Annotated in this window: 22 protein-coding genes; 18 read left to right on the top strand and 4 right to left on the bottom strand. The window is 35.5% G+C overall.

What is annotated here, in order from left to right; genetic code table 11:
* Nucleotides 1-58: 58 nt before the first annotated feature.
* The 16 genes from ACJVDK_RS18320 (at nt 59) to ACJVDK_RS18245 (ending at nt 14,922) form a co-directional block, all read left to right on the top strand.
* Nucleotides 59-886 (top strand): hypothetical protein, encoded by an 828-nt coding sequence (locus ACJVDK_RS18320; RefSeq protein WP_443938113.1) that lies wholly within the window; start codon nt 59-61, stop codon nt 884-886.
* Nucleotides 871-1,668, top strand: a complete 798-nt coding sequence (locus ACJVDK_RS18315) for a glycosyltransferase (RefSeq protein ID WP_443938112.1) — start codon at nt 871-873, stop codon at nt 1,666-1,668. Before ACJVDK_RS18320 ends, ACJVDK_RS18315 begins: the two co-directional genes overlap by 16 nt.
* Entirely contained in the window at nt 1,668-2,612 is a 945-nt protein-coding gene (locus ACJVDK_RS18310) for a glycosyltransferase family 2 protein (RefSeq protein ID WP_443938111.1), read from the top strand. Before ACJVDK_RS18315 ends, ACJVDK_RS18310 begins: the two co-directional genes overlap by 1 nt.
* Entirely contained in the window at nt 2,584-3,645 is a 1,062-nt protein-coding gene (locus tag ACJVDK_RS18305; protein WP_443938110.1) for a glycosyltransferase, read from the top strand. The genes ACJVDK_RS18310 and ACJVDK_RS18305 overlap by 29 nt, the downstream gene beginning before the upstream one ends.
* Nucleotides 3,635-4,369, top strand: coding sequence for an FkbM family methyltransferase (locus ACJVDK_RS18300; RefSeq protein WP_443938109.1), 735 nt, complete (start codon nt 3,635-3,637; stop codon nt 4,367-4,369). The genes ACJVDK_RS18305 and ACJVDK_RS18300 overlap by 11 nt, the downstream gene beginning before the upstream one ends.
* A 9-nt stretch (nt 4,370-4,378) precedes the next feature.
* The gene (locus ACJVDK_RS18295) at nt 4,379-5,329 is read left to right on the top strand and encodes a hypothetical protein (RefSeq protein ID WP_443938108.1); all 951 of its coding nucleotides are present in this window, start codon (nt 4,379-4,381) and stop codon (nt 5,327-5,329) included.
* A gap of 92 nt (nt 5,330-5,421) precedes the next feature.
* Nucleotides 5,422-6,636 carry a hypothetical protein gene (locus ACJVDK_RS18290; RefSeq protein WP_443938107.1) on the top strand — a complete coding sequence of 405 codons (1,215 nt, stop codon included), beginning with the start codon at nt 5,422-5,424 and terminating at the stop codon, nt 6,634-6,636.
* 101 nt (nt 6,637-6,737) lie between these two features.
* The gene (locus ACJVDK_RS18285; protein ID WP_443938106.1) at nt 6,738-6,908 is read left to right on the top strand and encodes a hypothetical protein; all 171 of its coding nucleotides are present in this window, start codon (nt 6,738-6,740) and stop codon (nt 6,906-6,908) included.
* 460 nt (nt 6,909-7,368) lie between these two features.
* Nucleotides 7,369-7,716, top strand: a complete 348-nt coding sequence (locus ACJVDK_RS18280) for a hypothetical protein (RefSeq protein WP_443938105.1) — start codon at nt 7,369-7,371, stop codon at nt 7,714-7,716.
* Between the two features lie 112 nt (nt 7,717-7,828).
* Nucleotides 7,829-9,115 carry a glycosyltransferase gene (locus ACJVDK_RS18275; RefSeq protein ID WP_443938104.1) on the top strand — a complete coding sequence of 429 codons (1,287 nt, stop codon included), beginning with the start codon at nt 7,829-7,831 and terminating at the stop codon, nt 9,113-9,115.
* Nucleotides 9,116-9,131: 16 nt separating this feature from the next.
* Nucleotides 9,132-10,289, top strand: coding sequence for a glycosyltransferase family 4 protein (locus ACJVDK_RS18270; RefSeq protein WP_443938103.1), 1,158 nt, complete (start codon nt 9,132-9,134; stop codon nt 10,287-10,289).
* A 3-nt stretch (nt 10,290-10,292) separates the two neighbouring features.
* Entirely contained in the window at nt 10,293-11,726 is a 1,434-nt protein-coding gene (locus ACJVDK_RS18265; protein WP_443938102.1) for an exosortase Y-associated Wzy-like protein, read from the top strand.
* Between the two features lie 5 nt (nt 11,727-11,731).
* A complete protein-coding gene (locus ACJVDK_RS18260) occupies nt 11,732-12,904 on the top strand; it encodes an XrtY-associated glycosyltransferase XYAG1 (RefSeq protein ID WP_443938101.1) in 1,173 nt (390 codons plus the stop codon).
* On the top strand, nt 12,901-13,764 hold the full coding sequence (locus ACJVDK_RS18255) for a glycosyltransferase family 2 protein (RefSeq protein ID WP_443938100.1): 864 nt from the start codon (nt 12,901-12,903) through the stop codon (nt 13,762-13,764). Before ACJVDK_RS18260 ends, ACJVDK_RS18255 begins: the two co-directional genes overlap by 4 nt.
* Nucleotides 13,761-14,360, top strand: coding sequence for an exosortase Y (xrtY, locus tag ACJVDK_RS18250; RefSeq protein ID WP_443938099.1), 600 nt, complete (start codon nt 13,761-13,763; stop codon nt 14,358-14,360). Before ACJVDK_RS18255 ends, xrtY begins: the two co-directional genes overlap by 4 nt.
* A gap of 10 nt (nt 14,361-14,370) precedes the next feature.
* Nucleotides 14,371-14,922 carry a WcaF family extracellular polysaccharide biosynthesis acetyltransferase gene (locus tag ACJVDK_RS18245; protein WP_443938098.1) on the top strand — a complete coding sequence of 184 codons (552 nt, stop codon included), beginning with the start codon at nt 14,371-14,373 and terminating at the stop codon, nt 14,920-14,922.
* A gap of 164 nt (nt 14,923-15,086) precedes the next feature.
* Here ACJVDK_RS18245 and ACJVDK_RS18240 read toward each other — a convergent pair whose 3' ends face one another.
* From ACJVDK_RS18240 to ACJVDK_RS18230, 3 genes are read right to left on the bottom strand one after another with little or no spacing between them, the layout of a single operon-like run.
* The gene (locus ACJVDK_RS18240; protein WP_443938097.1) at nt 15,087-15,299 is read right to left on the bottom strand and encodes a hypothetical protein; all 213 of its coding nucleotides are present in this window, start codon (nt 15,297-15,299) and stop codon (nt 15,087-15,089) included.
* A gap of 5 nt (nt 15,300-15,304) precedes the next feature.
* Nucleotides 15,305-18,595: a T9SS type A sorting domain-containing protein gene (locus ACJVDK_RS18235; RefSeq protein WP_443938096.1), complete on the bottom strand. Its 3,291-nt coding sequence runs from the start codon at nt 18,593-18,595 to the stop codon at nt 15,305-15,307.
* Nucleotides 18,596-18,631: 36 nt separating this feature from the next.
* On the bottom strand, nt 18,632-22,075 hold the full coding sequence (locus ACJVDK_RS18230) for a T9SS type A sorting domain-containing protein (protein WP_443938095.1): 3,444 nt from the start codon (nt 22,073-22,075) through the stop codon (nt 18,632-18,634).
* Nucleotides 22,076-22,441: 366 nt separating this feature from the next.
* On the opposite strand from ACJVDK_RS18230, the gene porV reads away from it, so the two are divergent.
* Both porV and ACJVDK_RS18220 read left to right on the top strand, forming a co-directional pair.
* Nucleotides 22,442-23,632 carry a type IX secretion system outer membrane channel protein PorV gene (gene porV / locus ACJVDK_RS18225; RefSeq protein WP_443938094.1) on the top strand — a complete coding sequence of 397 codons (1,191 nt, stop codon included), beginning with the start codon at nt 22,442-22,444 and terminating at the stop codon, nt 23,630-23,632.
* A 26-nt stretch (nt 23,633-23,658) separates the two neighbouring features.
* Complete coding sequence (locus ACJVDK_RS18220) at nt 23,659-23,841, top strand: hypothetical protein (RefSeq protein WP_443938093.1); 183 nt, start codon at nt 23,659-23,661, stop codon at nt 23,839-23,841.
* A 100-nt stretch (nt 23,842-23,941) separates the two neighbouring features.
* Here ACJVDK_RS18220 and ACJVDK_RS18215 read toward each other — a convergent pair whose 3' ends face one another.
* Complete coding sequence (locus tag ACJVDK_RS18215) at nt 23,942-24,460, bottom strand: DUF2911 domain-containing protein (protein ID WP_443938092.1); 519 nt, start codon at nt 24,458-24,460, stop codon at nt 23,942-23,944.
* Nucleotides 24,461-24,468: the final 8 nt, after the last annotated feature.

Raw genomic sequence — 24,468 nt, 5'->3', positions numbered from 1 at the left:
TCCTAAATCTTCTCTAAAGAAGTACAGTAGATTTGGCGGCTATCTGAACTATAGAAAGATGATGCAAGCATCGAATAAAATGCAAAAATCATCTTCAAAACTTCCAGCCGTTAAATCTTTTGAAGATGGCTTAGAAATTTACTTCCTTACAGGGCAGGAGTACCTTTACCAAACCTTATATTGCATTCAGTCATTAAGCAAAGTCACGACAACAAAATTCAAGTTTATCCTTGTTGACGATGGTAGTTTTACCATCGAATTGGAAAACCAAATTCAGAAACAATTACCAGGAGCAGTCATTGTTAACGCCACGCTAATACAAAAAAATCTGGAAAATGTACTGCCCGAAATCTTATTTCCAGTATTGCATCAAAAGAGAAAAGTATATCCGCATCTAAAAAAATTAACGGATGTTCATACTCTGTCAAGCAATTCAGATTGGAAACTAGTACTCGATTCTGATATGCTTTTTTGGTCAAGTCCTAACGATATTGTTGCTTGGCTTCAACATCCTACTCAACCCATATACATGCTCGATTGTCAACAATCCTATGGATATGAAGAAGCTTTAATGCAGCAATTAAGCAAAACTGCAATTCCAAAATTGGTAAATGTTGGAGTTATCGGATTAAACAGTAAAAACCTTAATTGGAAAGGCCTTGAAAATTGGATTGTGGAACTCGAAAAAGCAGAGGGAACTTCCTATTATCTTGAACAAGCACTTACCGCCATGTTAATTGGCGAACAAGCCTCAGTTATTTTAACCAAACAAGAATATCAGGTAAACCCTTCAAAGCAAAGCATTGACGCGACAGAAGGAACTTTACACCACTACGTTGATCTTTCGAAAGAAGGATATTTTAAAAAAGCATGGAAAAAAATCTAAACAACCCTATTCAAGGTCTTTGGATTGGTGGAGCGCTATCAAATGTTGAAAAGCTCTGTATTCAATCTTTTCTTGATCATGGACACGAATTTCATTTATACACTTACGAAGAAATAAAAAATAGTCCGAAAGGGACTATTTTAAAAGATGCCAACGAAATCATGCCTGAGTCATCCATTTTTAGATATAAAAAAGGTTGGGCTAAAGGTTCTGTTTCAGGCTTCGCCGATGTTTTTCGCCTACTCCTAATTCAAAAAAAAGGAGGCTGGTGGGTTGATATGGATATCATTTGCTTAAAGCCTTTAGATTTTAAAGAAGAGCTGGTTTTTTGTTCGAGTTACGAAATGGAATACGGTGAGCTTGCCAACAATTGCATTTTTAAAGCGCCAAAAAATGCACCTTTTATTGATTTCTGTTTAAAAGAAATTGAAAAATTAGACTTACATACCATGGATTTTGGTTTAGCAGGACCTTTCTTATTTCAACGTGCAATTAAGGAGCTTAACTTAAGCACGCAAATGAAAGCACATTATTTTTTCAATCCATTTAGCTGGAAATTTTTAGGAGAACTATTTTTAGACAAAATGAGTTTCAGCAATAAAATTAAAGAGCTTGTTCGCCCTATTTTTAAACCCGCAACTATGAAAGGGCGTGTAATTAATTCGGATACGTATACCATCCATTTATGGAATGAAGTGTGGAAAGCTGGCAATTTCGATAAAAATGGCATCTATCAGCAAAATAGCATGTTCGAAAAATTTAAAAGAAAACATCGTATTTAATGGATACTGAATTACCACTTATCTCCATCTGTATACCTGCATATAACTGTATAGATTATATAAAAGATACCATTGAGTGTATATGTGGACAAACCTATAAAAACCTCGAAATTTTAGTGGTAAATGATGGTGCGGATGTCAATATTAAACAAGCAGTTTTATCTTTTGAAGATTCTCGAATTAGCATCTTTGACATAGATAAAGGAGGCGCAAGTAGAGCCAGAAATTATGGATATAAGAAATCGAGTGGTAAGTATATACTTTTTTTTGATAGCGATGATTTCCTTTTACCCAATTTTATAACAACTCAATTTCGAGCAATAGAAAATCGAGAGGACATTGTGGTATTTTCTGACTGGGGAAGATTTTACAATGATGACCTTTCAACTTTTCGTAAAGAATCTGTACCAAATGGACGAATTTCTTTTTATGATTGGATAAAAATTTACTGGCAATCCGGTCAAACAATGACCAATCCAGGCAGAGCGTTAATTCCAAAAAATCTAATCGAAAAAGCAGGTCTCTGGGACGAAAGTCTCAGTTTGAATGATGACTTTGAATTTTTTTCGAGAATTTTTCAAAACTGTACAGAAATCATCTTCAATAATAAAAGCTCTCTTTTTTATAGATCGGGCATGAACAGCTTATCAAATGCAAAAAATAGTGAAGCTTACCAATCTCTCTATTCATCCATTGTAAAATCAATAGCAGTGGCTCAAGAAAGTTATCCAAACAATAGCGAAATCAATTTAGGATGTGCAAACATGGCCCAGTTGTTTGTTTATAAGACTTATCCGAACTGTTCTGTGCTAGTCAAAAAAACAGAAAAATTAATACGAGATTTAGGAGGTAGCAATATCCCCTTCCCTTCTGGACCAATAACAAAATTAATAGCTACAATAATCGGCTGGAAAAATGCGAAGCAAATTAGAACCAACTTTTAAAAAGTTAAAAATTGTAATTACTGCTGATCCTGAAATTCCAGTACCTCCCGAATTTTATGGTGGAATAGAAAGGATTATTGATATGTTAATTAATGAATATATTTATTTAGGCCATGAGGTAACCTTATTTGCTCACGAAAAATCTATTACGCGAGCCAAGCTCTATCCGTATCCAGGTAAAACAAATGGACGAATTGATTTTTTAAAGAACATGTTATATATAAACAATATTGTTTTTAGACAAAATTACGATATTATACACAGCTTTGGTCGTCTTGCTTATTTAACTCCATCTTTACCCTTAAAAATCCCCAAATTAATGAGTTATCAGCGAGAGCCTACAATTAATCAAATTATTAAAGCATTAAAAATTGCAAAAAAATCAACGTTGATGTTTACAGGATGCAGCAATTATATAAGCAATAAAATTAAGCCAATTGCCATTACTGAAACCGTTTATAATGGGGTAGACTCCAAAAAATATTATTTTACCGCTGAGGTAGAGCTTAAAGCTCCCCTCATATTTCTTGGAAGAGTTGAGCCAATTAAAGGCCCCGATATTGCGATAAGAATTGCGCAACAAACAAACAAAAGCTTAATAATAGCTGGCAATTTAAATTTAGAGCATGAAGACTATTTTAACGAAAGTATAAAACCGTACCTTAATGATCAGATAAAATATGTTGGACCAGTTAATGACCAGCAAAAAAATGAATTATTATCTAAATCTTCGGCACTTTTAATGCCTATCATTTGGGATGAGCCATTCGGCATTGTAATGGTTGAAGCCATGGCATGTGGCACACCTGTAATCGCTTTTAACAGAGGTGCTGCTCCAGAAGTAGTTTCACATGGAGTTTCAGGTTTTAGAGGAAATACTTTTGATGATCTAGTTTTCTATGTTACACAAATCCCTACCCTTTCAAGACAGCAGGTAAATACTTACTTTTTAGAAAATTATTCTTCATCCGTTATTAGCCAGAGATACTTAAATATTTATCAAAAATTAATAAACAAAACTAATGCGAACTAAGTTGCTAATCGGGCAAATCATAAATGGTACAATAACAACGTTTTTAAACATCAATCATAAACTTCTTAAATTTATCCCTAATGGTAGGTATCTTACACTCGATTTAAAAAGAGCCAAGATAAACATTAACACCATTTTCGATGTTGGTGCTAACATTGGCCAAACTGCAGTGTCGTTTGTTGCTGCATTTCCAGGAGCCACGATTTATTGTTTCGAACCCGTTGCATCTACCTTTAAAATACTTGAAGAAAACACAAAGAAATACGAAAACATTCATATTTCCAAGACAGCGTTAGGGGCAGAAAATAAGACCGTTTTTATTTATGAAAATGCAGATTCAGAAATTAACTCCGTTAAAAAGCAAATTTCTCCTACAGACCAAAAAGCTATTTCAATTAACATTTTAGAAGGACAATCTTTCTGCAATTTAAAATCGTTGAAAGCCATCGATCTTATAAAAATTGATGTTGAAGGTTATGAAATTGAAGTATTAAAAGGTTTTGATGCCGATTTCCTTTCCGCAAAAGTGCAATGTATTTATGCAGAAGTTGGTTTTGATCGTAGTGATGAATTAAAAACTATGTTTAGTGACATCAACGATTACCTCAGTAAATTAGGTTTTGTTACGTCGGGTTTTTACGAGCCTTTTAGATGGGGGAATAGTAAACTTAGATTGGGTTTCTGCAATGTTCTTTTTATCAATACAAACATCATTAAAGATTGAGGCTTTTTTATGATTCAAGATATTACACTTCAGATTAACCTTTCTCCTGGAGATATTGATTACGCAGAAACAACTATACCTGCATTAATTAAAAGCCATGAAAACATCAGCAATCGCCTAATAATTGCTGATTGTTGCAGGCCACAGAAAACAAAGTTATTAGATCCGGATATCAAGCATCCAATTGATCAGTTTAATAAGAAAGTTGAGCAATTAATTAATATATGCAATAAATTTTTAGCCAATAACCTAGTAACACATGTTTATTTTCTATTTCCCGATGATCCTTTAATAGATAAATTATCATCAAAATACCTAAACGGGATTTATAAAACAACACATGCTGCAGGTGGCACAGCAAATATGAGTTATTGGGCTGCTATAGAAATCCCAAAAACGAGATATATTCTGCATTATGACGGGGACATTCTTTTATACCAGAAACAAAATTATTTTTGGTTTAATGAAGCTAAAAATCTCTTAGAGAAAAATAGCAATTGCATAATTGCTGTACCAAGATTATGCCCGCCAGTATCTACTAATCAAGATGTACCATCCCTAAACGAAGGTCGCCCTTTTTTATCAGAAAGTGATTTTTGGATTAACGATTGGTTTTCTACAAGAATTTTTTTACTCGACAAAGAGAAGCTCCAAGACTATTTACCATTGGTTAGGGGGAAAATTTTACTCGAACTTTTGGTTAGAAAATATGCACAAAGAGCTTTCCCATTAGATCCAGAAATCATAATGTTCAAATCTATTGGAAAAAGGAATGGCAGAAGATTAATTCTGAAAAATGAAAACTCTTGGATTTTACACCCTAGTGAAAAGGGTAAACTTTTTAATGATAATATAGGTCAAATTTTGGAATATGTTCGCCTAAACAAGTATCCAGCAGAACAACAAGGGAATGAAGAATTATTGATTTCAGAATGGATAAAGTACATTCGAGACAATTAGGTCTACCCCTTTTCAAGATTTAATTTTTAATGACGTAGAATACCTATTCGATAACAATATATCAAGGTTGATATAGCTTAAAACACAAGTAATTGTCTACAAAAATTGTATTAATTTCTTCTGGGCAGCCTTCATTAAACCCTAGATTGGTAAAAGAGGCTGATTCGCTTACAGAAGCTGGTTATGACGTTACAGTAATCTATCAGTATTGGAATAACTGGGGAACTGATCTTGACGAGATAATGCTTCCGAAAAAAGCTTGGAAGGCTATTCGTGTTGGTGGAAGCCCTAAAAACAACCGATTACTGTATCTATTTACACGTATCCTCTATAAAACAAGTTCAATTATCGCCAATATCTTACCTGTTTATTTTAATGATTTAGCAATTACAAGATCAGCACCATTTCTTACGTCCGCAGCGAAGAAAAATCATGCATGCATATATATTGCCCATAATTTAGGTGCATTACCCGCTGCATTTAAAGCAGCTAAAAAGCACAATGCCAAACTCGGTTTTGACGCAGAGGATTTTCATCGTTTAGAAACAAATGCACTTAAGGATTCGAAAGAATATAAATTAAAAAGTCTAATTGAGGATAAATACATTCCACATACAGACTATTTTACGTCAAGTAGCCCTCAAATTTCGGCCTTGTACAAAGCATTATATCCTTCAATAAATCCTAAAACAATATTAAATGTTTTTCCCAAAAAACATCTTACAAAACCTATTACAAATATTAAAAAAAATACTTTAAGAATTTTCTGGTTTTCTCAGACAATTGGACCTAATAGAGGGTTAGAGATTCTATTTGAGGCATTAAATTTAATTGATTCAAATTATTATCAACTCACCTTACTCGGCGATCCACAAGATAGTTTTTTAAAATCTTTAAATCAAAATGTTAAGTTTAAGCTTCATAAACCGATGAACCCATTAGAACTTTTGAATTTTACAAGTAATTTTGATATAGGTATAGCTAGCGAATCAGGTTTTTCTGTAAACAATGAAAATGCATTAAGTAATAAAATATTTAATTATCTCTTATGTGGACTTGCAATAGTTGCAAGTGATACAATTGCACAGAACTGGCTATTAAATAAATATCCAAAAATTGGAAAGATATATTCAAAAAACTCTGCACAAGAATTAAAAAACATTATTTTAATGTATTATGCAAACAGTGAATTACTTGCAGAAACCAAAAAAATGAGTTTTACACTCGGTCAAACAGTACTTAATTGGGAGATAGAAAGTGAGAAATTCGTAAAAATTGTAACCCAAACCTTAGAAAATCAAGCTTGAAAACTTAATAAAAAGAAAAAATTCTAATTTAGAACCATTTATGGTATCGAAACGCGCTCATAAGAACACACAAATTCCACTATTATTTTTCTCTAGTTAAAATGCCTTCTGAAAATAAGAAAATTAGCTCACAGATAAATTTAACACCTAGCGACTATCCTTCGGCTAAATATATTTTACCACATCAGCTTAAAATTTTGGCAAATCAAGTTGATGAAATTGTATTAACAATAGAATCAAAACCAAGCAAAGGCCGATTTGCTATTGGTTAGGAAGAAAATAAAGATAAACTGCAAAACCTTTTAATTGATATAACCAAAAGCTACGAAGTAAAAATAGTTGAAGTAGATTATCATCCGAACACAAAAAAAAATAATAGCTAACAATTTCTTTGGAATCAATACTATCCCTGATAAGGATTACAGAGGAGGCCCTTTCTATAGTTATTTTTATGGAATTTACCATTGTACAAACGATTTTGTTTTTCATTTAGATGCAGATATCCTTCTAGGAGGAAACTCATCCACATGGATACAAGAAGCAATACAACTTTTTAATGAGGAAAAAAATCTGTTTTCTATTTCTCCACTTCCAGGTCCTCCAGAAAAAAACGAACAACTTATAGGACAAATAATCCTGAAAAAGTATATAGATCAGCCGTATAAATACCAGTTGAAGAGATTCAGCACACGGTTATTTTTAATTAAAAAATCAAGTTTTACCATTAACAAATTGCTACTAAGAAAACCTCGTTGCAAAAACCAACTAAGGGCTTGGATAGTAGGAAATCCAAATGCTAATTTACCTGAAAATCTACTTTCAACTTTTATGAAAGTTAATAACTTAAAAAGAATCGATTCCCTCGGTAAAGGAAGTGGTCTGTGGTCATTACATCCTCCATATAGAACACAAGGATTTTACAATCAACTTACTGATTTGATCAATAAAACAGAAAATAAGTTACTCCCGTTATCGCAGCATGGCTTTTACGATGTTATTGATGAAGTTATTGATTGGACTGAGGCTCGTGAAGAGCGTTCAACAAAGAACTGGATAAAAAGAAACTTAAAGCTTAAATAAAAAATTAACACCATACAGAATCAGAACAAAAAAAATGCATACAAATTAAAATAAAGATCTTACAAAAAAACATTACCATCTACCCTCTCTTTATTCATTTCTCATAAATTAAATGAAACGTGTTTTAATTATCTCTCCTTACTTCCCACCAACAAATGCTGCCGATATGCATCGGGTACGATCTAGTTTACCTTATTTCGAAGAAAACGGTTGGCTGGCAGAAGTAGTGATGGTAGGCGAAAAACACAGTGATATGGTAAAAGACACGTTATTGTTGTCTAGCATTCCACATCACATCAAGGTGCATCGGGTAGCAGCCCTTTCAAAAAAATGGACATCCAAAATCGGCTTGGGAAGCATCGCCTTGCGTTCTTTATTTTATTATAGAAGGTATGTGAATAAGCTCCTGCAGAAAGAGCAATTTGATTTAATCTACTTCTCTACCACCCAATTTCCTGTGCTCATATTGGGTGCTTATTGGAAAAAGAAGTTCGGAATCCGATATGTAATTGATATGCAGGACCCTTGGCATTCTGACTATTATCAAGATAAACCAAAAAATGAACGTCCTAAGAAATACTGGTTTTCCTATCGTTTAAATAAATTCTTAGAACCCATTGCTATGAAAAAGGTGGATGGATTAATAAGTGTGTCAGATGCTTACATTAAAGCGCTGAAATTACGGTATTCGGTAATAAAAGACATCCCCGAAGCAGTTATTCCCTTTCCAGCAAATGAAAAGGATTTCGAAATAACCGCAAAAAATGCGACGGCGTTAAAAATACATTTTCCTAAAAAAGAAGAAAACATTCACTTGGTATACATTGGACGAGCTGGAAACGACATGGCTAAATCCATCCGCTTGCTCTTTCATGCGTTTAAAAATGGTTTAGATAAACAACCCGCTCTATTTGAAAAATTACGTTTTCATTTTATCGGAACAAGCTACGCCGCCATGGGCTTGGGCGTTAAAACCATTGAACCCATTGCACAGGAACTTGGAGTGGAGGCCTTTGTGATGGAAAATACCAATCGAATACCCTACTATGATAATTTGCATACCTTAACGCAAGCAGATGCCTTGTTAATTCCTGGTTCTGACGACCATGGCTATACCGCATCAAAGGTTTTTCCTTATATTTTAGCTAAAAAGCCATTGCTAGCCATTTTTAATACCTCAAGTAGTACCTATCGCATTCTGCAAGAATGTAATGCAGCGATTTTGGCTTCCCTAAATGAGAAAACTGAAGCTCTTCAAATAATTGAAAAATTCCTAACAGATTTAATCGATAAACGAATTGAAAAACCAAACACAAATTGGGATAATTTCATACCTTATACTGCCAAATTGAATACGCAGAAACAATGCGCGCTTTTCAATTTACTAACCAAAGAATAAACTAAAAATCAACCCTGTGCAAGCAAAAAAAATTGCCATTTTAGCTTCTCATCCTATCCAATATTACGCGCCTGTATTTCGGTTATTGGCGCAAGAACCATCCATATATTTAAAGGTATTTTATAGCCTAGGCGAACAAACTCAGATTTTGGACTCTGGTTTTGGAAAAAAAATTGAATGGGATATTCCTTTACTGGAGGGATATGCATATCAATTTCTAGAAAACACATCCCCAGAAAAAGGAAGTCATCATTTCAAAGGTATTGATAACCCCAGGGTATTAACGGAAATTGAAAATTTCAATCCCCATGTACTCTTGGTTTACGGTTGGTCATATAAAAGTCACTTAAAAACCATTCGATATTTTAAAAACAAGATTCCCTTATGGTTTAGAGGCGATAGTACGCTTTATGATAATCATTCTTTATGGAAAACCATGCTCAAGCGAATTTCATTAAGATGGGTTTACAAAAATATCGATACCGCTTTTTATGTGGGTTCGGCCAATAAAAAGTACTTTAAATTTTATGGTTTAAAAGAACATCAATTGGTATTTGCACCACACGCCATTGATAACCAGCGCTTTTCAAGTAAGCAAAATGAAGAATCAGCAGCCCTACGAAGAAGTTTAGGCCTTCAGGATGAGGATATTTTAGTGCTGTTTTGTGGAAAATTAGAAGCCAAAAAAGACCCAATGGGTTTACTCAAAGCATTTTTGAATGTAGACAACATTAAAACACATCTTCTTTTCGTTGGCAATGGTCCGCTCGAAAATGAATTAAAAACACTGGCAGCCGCAAAAAAAACAAATCGCATCCATTTTATTGATTTTGTGAATCAAAGTAAAATTCCGGCTGTATACCAGTCATGTGATTTATTTTGTTTGCCATCTGTGGGGCCTTCCGAAACTTGGGGACTAGCGGTAAACGAAGCCATGGCCGCCAGTAAACCTATTTTAGTATCCGAAAAAGTAGGTTGTGCAGTCGATTTAGTTAAAAATGGAGAAAATGGTTATATCTTTAACCCGAAAAATGAAATCGACCTATTCAATAAACTGGTAATGCTTTGCAACAGCAAAACAATGTTACAGGAAATGGGAGCAATTTCTTTCCAAAAAATACAAAACTGGACATTCGAAAAGCAAATAGATGCCTTTAAGCGTGCATTAAATTAGAAAATGGATCAAAGCGGCGACCGGATAAAAGCAATAATTCCCCTGTATATACCCGTAATATTGGCTTTTTTATTGGCTGATTTACCCATTGCCTCTTATTTTATTGCATGGCTCGGTTCTATTTTCATTTTTTACTGGACCTGGTTCTCTCCTGCTGCCTATTACCATAACGACCTCCCCATTTATAAACAGATCATGCGTCCTATATTTTTAACGCAGTTTATATTTGCTGGCTTCATGTGTTGTACCTCTATTTTCTATTTTTTGGATCATTTGGGTTATCGCTACTTTACATTGGTTGAAAACGGTTTGCAATTTCAAGATGCACACCGAACAGCCATTATAGCACAATGTCAACGAATTTCTTTGTTGGCACATGCTGCATTTACTACTGGGATTATCTTAAAATTGAGTAAAAAACCAGTAGAAATTAGAAACATTATGGTTTTTGCTGGACATAATTATTTAATCAAATTAAGTATTATCAGCTATGCGATTGGATGGATTTGTAATTATATTCCTGGATTAAATCAAATAGCCTTACCCATAACCACCTTAGGGGTAAGTTGTGGTGCAGTCTTATTTGTTGTGGGTTTTGTGCTCAAAAAACTAAACTACTTTTTAGTGGGATCGGGCATTTTTCTAAGTGCCTTCTTAGGGGCTACTTTAAGTGGATATAAAGAACCAATCATTATCAATTTTATTCTTTTGATCTGTTTATTCTTGCCTTATTACAAAAAAACGATTATTTGGATCTCTGCACCTTTACTTTACCTGCTCTTATATTTCCTTCCCACGTACAATTCTGTCGTTAGAGAATCTTGGTCTGGCAATGTCAGTGCAACGGACGCTCGTTCAGAGGCTATTGAGACCATCTTTAACGAAGAAAATGAAGAAAAAATAGATGATACCAATTGGACCTTCCTTACCAATCGGCTCAGCGAAATCGATATGTTTACCGATTTTGTTGAATACGTTCCTGCTCATCATCCCTTTTACGGTTTTGAGATTATTAACCAATCGATCGAAGCATTGATTCCGCGAATTTTTTGGCCAGCTAAGCCCAATATGGAAATTATTTCAATGGAGCGCGTATATGAATCGGGGGCTGTTAACCGTTTTTCAAATGTTTCAGCTAAAACACGTCCGGTGGTAGATGCCTATTTAAGCTTTGGCTTGCCAAGTGTATTCATCATCATGCTTCTGTATGGTATGTTGATGCAAATCGCCTGTAATTTAGGAGAACGGTATTTTGGCGGATACGAGCTTGGTTGTGTGATCGTTTTTAATAGTTTATTTCAACAAATGTGGCGTGGAAACAACTTCGAATTTATGTTTAACAACATATTTTATGCCTTTATATTGCTTTTTATTTTATCAAAATTATTAATTGCACTCAAGGTAATTATGCCACGTTTTAAAACAAAAGAAGATTAATCCTCTTGAAAATCATTCACATTACGGCATCGTATAAACCTGCATTTATTTATGGAGGACCTGTTCAATCTGTAGCGAAACTATGCGAAGCTACTACCAATCTCAGCGGAAATCATACGATCGAAGTACTCTGTACCACGGCTAATGGTCAGGAAGAACTTGCCGTTCAAAAAGGGGCGAAACAAGTGGTAGAAAATGTATCGGTAACTTATTATCCCCGCATTACAAAAGATCATACGCACTTTTCTCCCGCTTTATTGTGGGGCTTGCGCAAGAAAATAAAATCGACCTCTGTCCCAATGGTTATACACATTCATGCCTGGTGGAATCTGGTTTCCATTTTTAGTTGCTGGCTTGCAAAATACTATCGTGTACCCGTAGTTTTATCGCCCAGAGGGATGTTAACCAACTACTCACAAACCAATAGAAATACCTTTTTCAAAAACCTGATTCATCGTTCAATAGGCAAGAAATTACTCCGTTACTGCCATTTTCATGCAACCAGCGAACAAGAAAAAAGGGAAATTCAAGAAATTATTCAGGGTAAGAGCATTACTGTAATTCCAAACTTAGTAAAACAAAATGAAGAAGCCCTCAACCCAAAAATCCTTGAAAAAGAAGCTCCCCTCAAATTGATTTTCTTATCGCGCATAGAAGAAAAAAAAGGATTAGAAATTCTTTTTCAAGCTTTGTCCACTTTGTCTATTCCATTTACCTTAAGCATTGGCGGCAGCGGTAAAAAGGAATATGTAGAGGCTTTAAAGAAACAGGCTAAAAACCTAAACATAGCCGGGAAAATCTCGTGGTTGGGGCAAGTTTCGGATGACCTTAAATTTAACGTACTGCAGCAACACGACGTACTGGTGTTAAGCTCATACAATGAAAATTTCGCCAATGTGGTCATCGAAAGCCTAAGCGTTGGAACCGCTGTTTTAATCTCCAAACATGTTGGATTAGCAGAATACATTTCACAGCATAATTTAGGATGGGTAACCTATTTAACGCCTAGTAGCATTCAACAAGCACTAGTAGATGCCGCACATAACCGCCACAAACTGCAAGAAATACAAAAGCAAGCACCCCAATTGGTTTATCAAGATTTTAATGACCATACGCTTATTTCACACTATATGGATTTATATGCAAAAGTAACTTCCGATCCATCAACACGTTTATGAAACCCAGTCCATATAGTTTCGTCATTCTTACCTTCAATGAGGAAATTCATTTGCCTCGATTATTGGAATCGATAAAAGATTTGCAAGCACCCATTTATATTCTAGACAGTGGTAGTACCGATAAAACACTTGAAATTGCCGCACAATACCAAGCCACCATACAACAAAATACTTTTATCAATCACCCAAAACAATGGCATTTTGCACTGCATAATTTTGACATTAAAAGCCCTTGGATTATCGGCTTAGATGCCGATCAAATTGTTAGTAAAGCCTTGCTCAAACAGTTACAAAGCTTTAACCTGAATGAATATGCCGATATAAATGGCATATATTTTAACCGAAAGAATTTCTTTCAAGGCAAATGGATTCGATACGGTGGGTATTTCCCCTTCTATCAGTTAAAAATGTTCCGTACTGGATTAGGATATTCCGATTTGAATGAAAACATGGATCACCGCTTTATTGTTCCAGGGAAAACCATTATTTGGAAAGATGCTTATCTGATAGAAGAAAATTTAAAAGAAAACGATATTCAGTTTTGGTTAAAGAAACATGAACGTTACAGCGACTTAATTGCAGAAGAAGAAATTGAACGTAGCAAAAAATTGCGCAAACAAAGTCTAAAACCACGTGTTTTTGGAAACCCAGATGAACAGCGTGCATTTCTCAAAAAAATATGGTGGAATTTACCTTTAGGTTTGCGTCCTTATTTATATTTTAGCTACCGGATGATTTTTAAATTAGGACTATTAGACGGCAAAAAAGGTATTTATTTTCACTATTTGCAAGGATTTTGGTTTAGAAAACTAGTTGATAAAAAAATTCACCTTTTAAAAAAGAAAGAACGTCCAATATGACAGAAATAGACCCTATACAAGCAAAAAAAGAAGCGGATAAAAAAGCACTAAAATTCGTCATCTTACTTTTTGCACTTTACATTCTTTTTAGTCAAGGCAACATCTTAATGAACAGTATGGTAACGCCTAATTCGCGTTTTTACAATGCTTTTCTACATGATCATTTAAATTATGTTCAAGGCTTAAAAACAGCCATAATCCGACCATCGGTTTGGTTAATCCGCCTTTTTGGCTTTTATACCATTTACAACGATTCCGATATTTTGGTGGTAGCAGGTCCTTTTCTGCGCATCAATTATTCGTGCTTGGGTTTAGGCATCATGAGTTTTCTTGCTGCATTTGTGATTGCATTTCCTGCATCCATTAAATCATCATTGAAGATGCTCGTTTTTGGTTTTTGCTTAATTTATGTATTAAATGTTTGCCGAATCGCTGGTTTAGGCATTTTATTGGCATTTTTTAAATCGCACCGAAAATATTTCGAATACCACCATGAAATATTCAACATCTTTATCTATATCGTTGTACTTACAATCTTATACTTTTGGGTAAAGAAAAATACGAAAGGCAATTTCTTTAAAACGCCAACCAACTAGCTGCAACATTTTGAAAAACGTTCAACTTGCCAAAAATTTCAACACCGGAGACTTTTCAATAGGTGCTTCAAAACTGAAACAAACATTGTGGTATTTTAGCAGCATATTCTTTTTCCAATCAGGATTGATCCCTTTTAGCGTGCTATTAGTCTCTATTTTAAGGATATTTGGCGCAAAAATTGGCAAACACGTACGTATAAAACCAGGCATCCACATTAAATATCCTTGGAAGTTGGAAATCGGCGATTTCAGCTGGTTAGCAGATTGTTATATTGAAAATTTGGCCCCAGTTATAATTGGGAAGAATTGCTGTATTTCACAAAAAGCAATGCTCATTACAGGCAATCACGATTATAAAAAAACGACCTTTGATTTAATCACAGCCAGTATAATTCTTGAAGATGGCGCATGGATTGGCGCAAATGCCACAATTGCTCCCGGGGTAAAAGTAGCCAGCCATTCGGTATTAACCTTAGGGAGTGTTGCCACCCAAAACATGGACGCTTATAGCATTTATCAAGGTAATCCTGCAAAAAAAGTAAAAGATAGAAATATAGAATAGACCGGAAGTCAGAGGTCGGAAAGTCTGAGGAACAAAAACCGCTTTATTAACGCAAAAAATCCCCTTTTCGCAAATCTGTATTGACTTGCAAAGCATAAATCAGAGAAAATTAAGGTCGAATCAATTAAACTTCTTTAAACCGGCCTCCGCAACGTTAATCTTGCTTAAGGATTAACGTTGCTTAGCTTATTTCGTCTACGATTCACGTAAACCAAACCAGCTACTCCAAACAATGCTGCTGGCACATAATCATCAACAGGACATGGTTCATCTGGATCGCAATCTGGAAAAGTTAGCTCCTGTGCTACTGCAAACGGTGAATTAAAAAGGGTGACAACAACAAAAATTGCTACTACTACGGGAAAAAAATACTTCATTAAATTTACTTTTTCAAAAACTTGGATCTCGCTATTACAAGGCTGTTATTTACTATTTCTAGTATATACGTGCCTGGACTAAAATTATTCACATCTAAACTAAAACTGTTTTGATTAAAAATCTCTTGTTTTAGTACCTGGCCAAAGGTATCTATTATCCTTACCTTCATTTCACCAGAATAGGTATTATTTACATCAACATTTAACTTATTTACCACTGGATTTGGATAAATTTTATGGGCACTTTGCGTATTTATCATGCTCTTATCAAATTTAACCAATACACTTTCCGAAAAGCTGGTTTGATCATTTATATCGGTTTGTACCAATCGATAATAGTTGTCGCCAATGTTAGGCGAGCTGTCTAGCGCTGAATAAACTTCTTTATCGGTACACTTGCAACTTGATACTGGACTAAAGTTAAGGCCATCGCATGATCGCTCTACCGTAAATAAAACAGCTTGCGGATGCGCATTCACATTCCAACCAAGATTAACCGCATTTAATGCCGGACGGGCGTAAAAATTCAGAACAGTATTCGTCATTAAAGGTTTCTCTTCAAAGGCAATTTCAAAACGTCCATCAACATAACTTTGCGGTAGATTGCGATCAATGGTAAAGGTATAAGTTGGTTTCTCGGCAAATTTGACCGTTTCATTCTTATAATGATCAATCAAAAGCGGGTTATATTTTTTTGCTAAGGTTGCTAATTCCGAGGCCACAAAATCAAATGTACCCGAAACAGCACTATTTGCAGCTAATCTAACCCGGGTATCCTTGCTTATTACAGACCAGGTATTATAGGCTAGTTTAATATTATCTTTTGATAAGCTTGATAACAAGGTATTCCCATTGGTTCCCATATCTACACCATCTTCTATCTCTTGATAGGTATCTTTTGCATCTTCATGAAAATCAATCACAATTTGATTTACCTCATTCGTATCGGCTTGACTTTTCATCAAAAGTTTCATATACTGAAGTTTTGACTTTTGTCCCACACCTTCTAATCCCATTAAAAGACTGCTACCTGCAGTAAGTTGATTGGAAACTTTAGCCGATTCATTAAAGGTTATGGTTTGCCCTGTAGCCATTGCTTGTACAAAAAATCCCTGACCACTCGAAATATATCGAGAGGCATTTAAGGCGCCAATACCTGTGCTCCTATTAAATATTGAAAACGTTTTAGTTGCAGGGTCTACAACATAAATCATTGGGCTGACCGAGGCAGCGTAAACAACACCAGGCGACGTTAAATCAATGGTAGAGGCGTATGGATTTCCGATTAAATTTAATCCATCGTTGGCATTTATAGGCGATGAAACTGTATAAGAAAGATTTACTGTAACAGTTCCTTGGTTTAAGTCACCTTTAAAAGCCAGTGTATTGTCTTCTACCACCAAACTGGTACTAAAACGTGTTGGTATATCGGTTCTCAAGCCCCTGTTAAACACATACATCCCCTCACCTACAGTAAACTCATTTCTATCAAGTGGAAGGGATATACCTACAAAATCGGCATTGGTACGCGCACCGGCATTCGATTCTTTGTAATGTAGAATAACCGAATTATGATAAGGCGAATAATCAAATTTATTTACATCAGTTGCAGATGATAAAGCCATACTGGAGGCATCTGGACTGCCTGTTATGTACATATTTTGCTTCAAATTGAATACATTATAGAAATTTGGACTTGAAGCGATATGTGTTGGTGAAGACATTAAACGGTAGCCTCTACGCGCATTCGAGCCCCCTTTCATAAAACGACGCACATACACCGTACCGTTTACAGCCGCATTACTAGTGTTTATGGTGGTTACATAGGCCGTTTTTGCTTCTGTTGATTCCAGCGTAAAAGTACCTGTACTCACGGCCAAAGTACCCAATGTTGGAGTTAGTGCATTGGTTAAGGTAAGCGTGCTACTTAATGTTAAAGTATTTGCCTTAGCCACCTTATTCAAGGTTAAATTTGATAAAGTAGCTGTGCCAGTTCCTGAAAAAGTTTGCGCCGTTGAACCAGTAAATAACAAAGTAGCGGCCGAAATACTTTCGGTTAGCTTTCCTGTGTTCGTAATATTTGCGCCAGAAAGTGTTACAGTATTGCCATCTAAAATTAAGTTACTGTTTGCATTTTGAATATCCAATGAAGTAGCTACCGTTAAGGAACTTGAAAAGTTTAATGGATAGTTTAATGAGGTTTTATTCAATTTTACATTCGATAAACTAGTACTGCCCGCACCAGAATAGCTTTGTACAACCGAACCTGTAAACAAAAATGTAGAAGCCGATGCTTCTTTTATTGTCCCTGCATTGGTTACATTGGCACCATTAAGCGTCAAAGTGGATGCAGTAAGGTTTAAAGTACTGGATGAAGTAACCTCTAACAAAGTAGTTACCGTGGTGGCCGCCTTTAAATTTACAAAACCAGCGCTTGTATTTTCTATTTTTAAGGTTGCATAGCTAACTGCCGGGTTACTTGTTCCTGTAATAATATCCTGCCCAGCAGTTCCTTTATAATCAACAATACCATTAAAGTTTAACGTAGTTGTCCCTGTCGACCCCGTTCTAACTAAGATAGCCGAAGTATTATCTTTCAATAAATTTAATTGTGCTCCTAATGAAACAGTCAAAGTAGATGTATTATCTGGATCATCTTTATCGAAAATCATTTGCCCAGATAAATTCATCATACCAGATGACACTACAAGAGATGCTTGATTAAAAAATTGGTAAGGAATCCCCCAAAAATCATCACTGACTTCAAGTGAATTAAGTTGCAAATTCTCATATACCGTAAGTATACTTATATCAGAAGTAAAAATAGTATTTCTATTAGATTTAGGAGTTAACCCTGATTGCCCAACTGTTAAATTTCCATTTACGGTTAAACTACCGCTACCCAAAATACTCGCATTAAAATTATTAGATGAAAGAATGGATTCATTATTACTCTGTTGTAATACATTATTCGTTACGGTTAATGCTCCATTAACCGTAAATCTAACACTAACAGAACTTCCAAAAGTTAAGCTTTTAATCGTTAAGGTACTACCTGCTGGGAAAATTGGCGCATAATTTCCTGTATAATAATCATCACCAATCACCACATCATCATTTACGGCAGGAACGCCACCCTGCCAATTTGCTGCTGTATTCCAAGCTGTACTAGTTGTTCCTTTCCAGTATTTGGTGGCGGCGTAGCTTTGATCGCCGAATAAAATTAAAACACAAAAAATTACTAAACTTTTAAGAAAAAAAGTCCGGGACGACTTTAACCGTAAGATTTTAAACATGAGAGCGGGACAAGAAAATTATATTATTTTAAGGGTTTATATCTTTATAAATTTAGTTCTACCTATTATCTTTTTTGAGGCATTGTTACTTAATTCAATAATGTAAACGCCTGGATTTAACGTGTTCGTATCCATGTTCCAACTTTGCTTGGCACTTACATACTCTTGCACCACTTTCCCCATTGCATCAATCATGCGCACTTTAACCTCTTTGTTTTCATCATTGGGTAAATCAATGGTGTAGGTATTTTTTACCGGAATTGGATACATTTTAAAAGATTCATTTTGCTTAAATTGATTTTCAATCGTAAACGATAACAAATCTGAATAGGTGATGTGCCCATTTCCATCATCTTGTTTCAATCTGTAGTAATATTTTCCTTCTATTAATTTACTATCTGTAAAGTAATAAACCGAACGATTATCCGATTGAACGGTATAAATATCAGTAAAATTATTCTTATCAAGAGTACGTTGTAAAGAAAAAAGGACACTGTATTCTGCCTCTACAGTAGGTTTCCAGGTTAAAATGACATCGCTATTTTTTGCAATTCCTGTATAGCTCAACAACTTAGTTGTTAAATCAGGTTTTTCATGAAAAACCAATTCAAAACGCTTAACATCGTACGTGGCAGCAATATTTCGGTCAATAGTAAAAGCATACGCAGGCTTGAGCGTTAAATCAGTCGAATCATTTGTAAAATGATCAACTAAAAATACATTCCATTTCTTTTCAATGCTACTTAAATCTGGCGTTGATAAAGTAAAGTTTCCTGTCAACGAGCTGTTGGCTACTAGTGGAACACGTAAATTTTCTTCAATTGAAGGCATACCATTGATGGCCAATTTTATTTGATCAGACGACATGCTGGATAAAAAAACGGTACTGTTTCCGCCCATATCGTAGGCATCTTCTAAGTCGTTATATTCTTTTTGGCCACCCGATTTAAAGCTTAAAACAATATCGTCTTTTAGGGTACTATCTGCTGGATTTCCCATCACCAATCTGATTTCACTAGCTGACACTGTTTTAGCTGCCGCTGATGTACTCATTAATAATTTTGGTGTACCGCTTGGTGTTAGTTGTTGGCTTACTTTCAAGCTTTCTGTAAAATTGATTTTAGCTCCAGTTGCAGTCGCTTGAACAAAGAAACCTTGTCCGCTTGCAATATATTGCGATGCACCTCCCGTAGGGGTTACTCCATTTTTGTAGGCTGAAAATTGTTTGGTTGAAGGATTTAATACATAAAAACTAGAGCCAATACTGGTTCCAGTGATGCTACTTAAATTAATAGTACTGGCATAAGGATTACCTACCAAGTTTAAACCATCGTTTGCATTGCTTAGAGAAGAAGCGGTATACGAAAGATTTACGGTAATATTTCCCTTATTCAATTCTCCTGAAAAATAAACCACGTTATCTTCTGGTGTTACAGAAGTGCTGAATCTGGATACGCCGTAAGCATCGGTGGCAGTATTTTTACCCCTATTAAAAAGATAAGCACCCTCACCTATGTTAAAATAATCGGCGCTTGGTGAGGTAATAGGTATAAAATCAGCATTACTTGCTCCTCCTTTGTTGCTTTCTTTATAATGATAAACCGTTGCGCCGTTTGCTGGCGAAGCATCAAAACCGTTTGTAGTGCCACCAGAACCAGTTATATACATATTTTGTTTCAAACTAAGTACATTATATTTCTGATTACTTGAAGATATTGATGTTGGAGAACCTATTAAACGATATCCGCGAAGCGAATTTGAACCACCCTTCATAAAACGCTCCACACGGAAAGTTCCTGAAATAGTCGTTGTGCCTGTATTACCAACATAAGCTGTTCCCGTTGCATCCGATTTAAGTGTAAATGTTGTTGCGGAATTTACAGAAAGGCTCCCTCCGCTGGTAAAATTTACTCCACCGGTAGGTAAAATATTAATGCTTCCTGGTCCAGTAATTGGAACTGTTGCTGAAGTATTCAAGGTAATACCCGTACTCAAATTTACAGTTTTCCCGGATGAAACAGTTAAAGATGTAAAATCAGTACCTCCAAAAATAAATTGGCCTGCACTTACATTTACGTTAATAATAGGTTGATTTTTCTGTCCAGTAAATGCAGATACACCAAATCGAACAACATCATAACTACCTTTCGGATAATCTGATGCACTATTTGCTCCATCTTGTGTAAAATTATTTTTATTATCCCAGTCACTACTCACTTTTCCAGTCCAATCATAATAGGTTACCGGATAAGTAGGATTCGAAGCTGTTGTTCCAGATTCGGTTGAAGTAGATACAGGATTTCTCTCACCATAAAAACTCGCATAATTATCATTTGCTGTTGCACTTACGTAAAAACTTATTGAGGAAGGTGCAGATGAATAAAAAGGATTTCGCGCCTGTAACACCAAAAAGTAATAACTTACTGCCACTAAAGAACCGTCTGAGCGATTCCCCGGACTATAATAATATTCAGTTGAAGACAGATCCATTTGCGATGTTCCGTTATTATACACAGATATATTGAACAAAAAAGTATCTGTTAAACTAAAATAATCATCGGTCGACTTATACAATTTTCCACTTTCAAAAATAGCTTGAGAATCTGTAGCTGAACCAAAACGAATACGACCAAATTCAACATCCCCTCTCACCTTTGCCTGAATACCGTATGGAATTACATTGCTTTGACCTGGCGTAATCCCTCCTTGAGTAATTCCATTTGAAGCAGCAGTCATGGCTACATAATTCAATTCTAAAGAATACATATTCAAGTTATCCCACTTGAAGCGATTTAAGGCAGTGCTCTTTGATTCTAAATACGAGTAATTATAAGTGGTATGAGTCTTATCTCCCCAACCTATACCACTAACTGTAGTTGTATTTGTATTTATATTCAATAAATAAATCTTCCAAGCATCTTCAGCGTTTCTTACCACTCGAATTTGGTACTTCACATTATTACTGATATCTACACTTAAAAGATTATCGAAACTCCCAGCTGTTGATGATTTCTTGTAACGAAGATATAATTTACTTCCTGATTGAGTTATATAAACTCCTTGCATGCCATTATTTTCCGAGCCCGATGCGGCATTGGCAATCAACCAATATCTCCATGAATCCGTATCCGGAGTAGCTTGATCAATCTCGCCTGGCGAACTCGATGAAGTATTTAAATAGGTTATTTCCCATTCCCAACTTTTCGAGGTTAAAGACATCCCCGAACCTGAATTAAAAAACGACCAACGTTTATAGCCCCAACTCGTACTAGTATTTGTACTTGCTAAATTATAACTCCCTGCTAAAGGACTTGAATTAGAAATTGCAATGGTTGAAGCACCGCCTGATGTTGCCGTACTTCCTAAGCTTCCTCCCTCAAAATCGTTATAATAATAATTCGTTCCGGTAGATTCTTGAGCGTAGGACAGGGCACATAACAATTGCACAAAAAGTACAATGAGCGTAATTTTCTTGATCATAAATAGAGATGACAACGGTTTATTTCGCTTTTACACGATGCGCTAAATTACTTATAAAGCTTTTAATTTCAATTGACAAAAGCGAAAAAAATTCACAAATATCAATAAAACACACCACTCAAAATACAACCACCTAACAATCAGCAATAAAAAACAAAAAACATCCAAAAACGGCAGCAATTTTTGCACAAAAAAAATCATATTTACCAGTAAAAAGGCATCTTTAAACAGACAACAACTGTATTTTCTTAAAAAAAGACACTCAAAATGTTCCACGCTTGAAACTTTTTTACGTACCGATAAAAACTACGTTAATTTGTGCCAAAATTTTATCCTTGAAATCAATTTAATGCTTAGTTTTGGCGAATGTCTAAATCCCTATTTTGTATTTTCTTATCTACAACCATTGCGGTTATTTGCTGCGCAGTAAAAGTAAAAGGCCAAACGCAAACCAACGGAACGCAAGTGAATAATCTAGTTACCGCAGTTCCCTTTTTATTAATAACGCCGGATGCGCGTGCAGGTGCAATGGGAAATGCCGGAGTTGCCATTGAAGGCGACGTGAATAGCTCGAGCATAAACGTTTCAAAGCTTCCTTTCTTGAACGAAGATTATGGATTTGGCCTATCGTATAGCCCTTGGCTTAAAAGTATTGTTCCAGACATTAATCTAGCCTATCTATCGGGTTATTACAAACTTGATGACCGCAATGTGATTGGAGGTTCTTTACGTTATTTTGCCTTAGGTTCTATTCAATTGATTGACGAAAACCAGCAAGATTTAGGGATTTTTAACCCAAATGAATTGGCCTTGGATGCTTCTTTCGCCCGGAGCTTTGGTCAAGAATTTTCATTAGGCACCAGCATTCGCTACATTTATTCAAATTTAAGTACCGGACAAATCAATTCCGGCCAACAAACCACCGCTGGTCAGGCAGTAGCAGCCGATGTTTCTGGTTTGTTTAAAAAAGAAACACGCTTTTTAAATGCAGATGCTATTTTATCAGCAGGGATAAACATATCCAACATTGGAACAAAAATGAGTTACGCGAGCAATGGCAGTAGCTATTTTCTGCCAACCAATTTAAAAATTGGCGGTGCCAGTACTTTTCTACTAGATAGCTATAGCACTTTTTCTTTCGCCCTTGATTTTAATAAACTATTGGTTCCTACCCAACCCATTTATGACGAAAACGGAAACATTGTGAAAGGTAGCGACCCCAATAAATCAGTTCCCTCAGGGATATTTGGGTCTTTTAGCGACGCTCCAGGTGGTTTTAACGAAGAGTTAAAAGAAATTGGAATCGCAAGCGGCATTGAATACAAATACAATAATCAATTTGCCTTTCGGATGGGATATAATTTTCAAAGCCCGGCAAAAGGAGGAACCAATTATTTTACCGTTGGTGCAGGTTTAAAGTACAATGTTTTTACCATAGATTTATCGTACTTAATCGGAACTGTTCAAACGAATCCAATGGCCAACACCCTCCGCTTTGGACTGCTATTTAACTTTGGTACAACAAAATCATATTTCCCAAATCCAACTGTTCAATAACTGTCTGTATTCGCTACCTTTACCAAATGATTAGATTAAACAGCGATACCCCATCAGATGTGCTAAACGAAGTGAAAATTGGCGACATGGTAACTGATACATTTAGCAAAACAGGTCTTGTTGAACGTATTGAAGTTAGCGATGACGGATTGTACAAACTTTATATTTACCACTTGGTAACCGGACGTACCATTACTATTAAAAAGTAAGCGTGTGCATATAAAGAACCTCGAGTAATAAACGCATTTAGTTCGTTAAAAAAAGAAAGCTGAAAGCCTTCAATGAAGAAACTTTCAGCCTTGAACTTCTTTATTTTACCTTCACTGGAACGGCCACTTTATCCCAGTTTAATGAAAAACCTTTGCTGTCAATTTTATAAAGCAATTGTTCTTGTTTCGCTACTAGAGCTGTTGGTTTTACCTCAACACGCAATTGATCTTTCGATTCTTCGTATTTAAAAGCGCCCCATTGTTTTGGTTCCTTATTAAAAATGACTGTCCAGGTACCTGTTTCTTTAGGGATTACAAAAAAACTATATTTTCCTGCAGGCAGAACTTTTCCTTCTATTTTTAAATCTTTAGTACTTTCAAAAGTTGTTGCCTCGTTTGCACCCGCGCGCCAAACTTTATTATACGGCACCAACTTGCCCCAAATTTTACGATCTTTTACTGAAGGGCTGCTATAATTGATGGTAATTTCAGCCCCTTTTATAGTACCTGTTGCGCTGGCTGCAGGACTGGGTCTAGAGGCCGATTCTTGTGCTTGAACATGTACTGAAACGACACTTGTTACCAAGAATAGGCATACTAACTTTACAATTTTTTTCATGGTTATTT

It is taken from the genome of Pedobacter paludisoli (assembly GCF_052344095.1).
Classification (GTDB): domain Bacteria; phylum Bacteroidota; class Bacteroidia; order Sphingobacteriales; family Sphingobacteriaceae; genus Pedobacter.
This window is presented reverse-complemented; position numbering and strand designations above follow the sequence as displayed.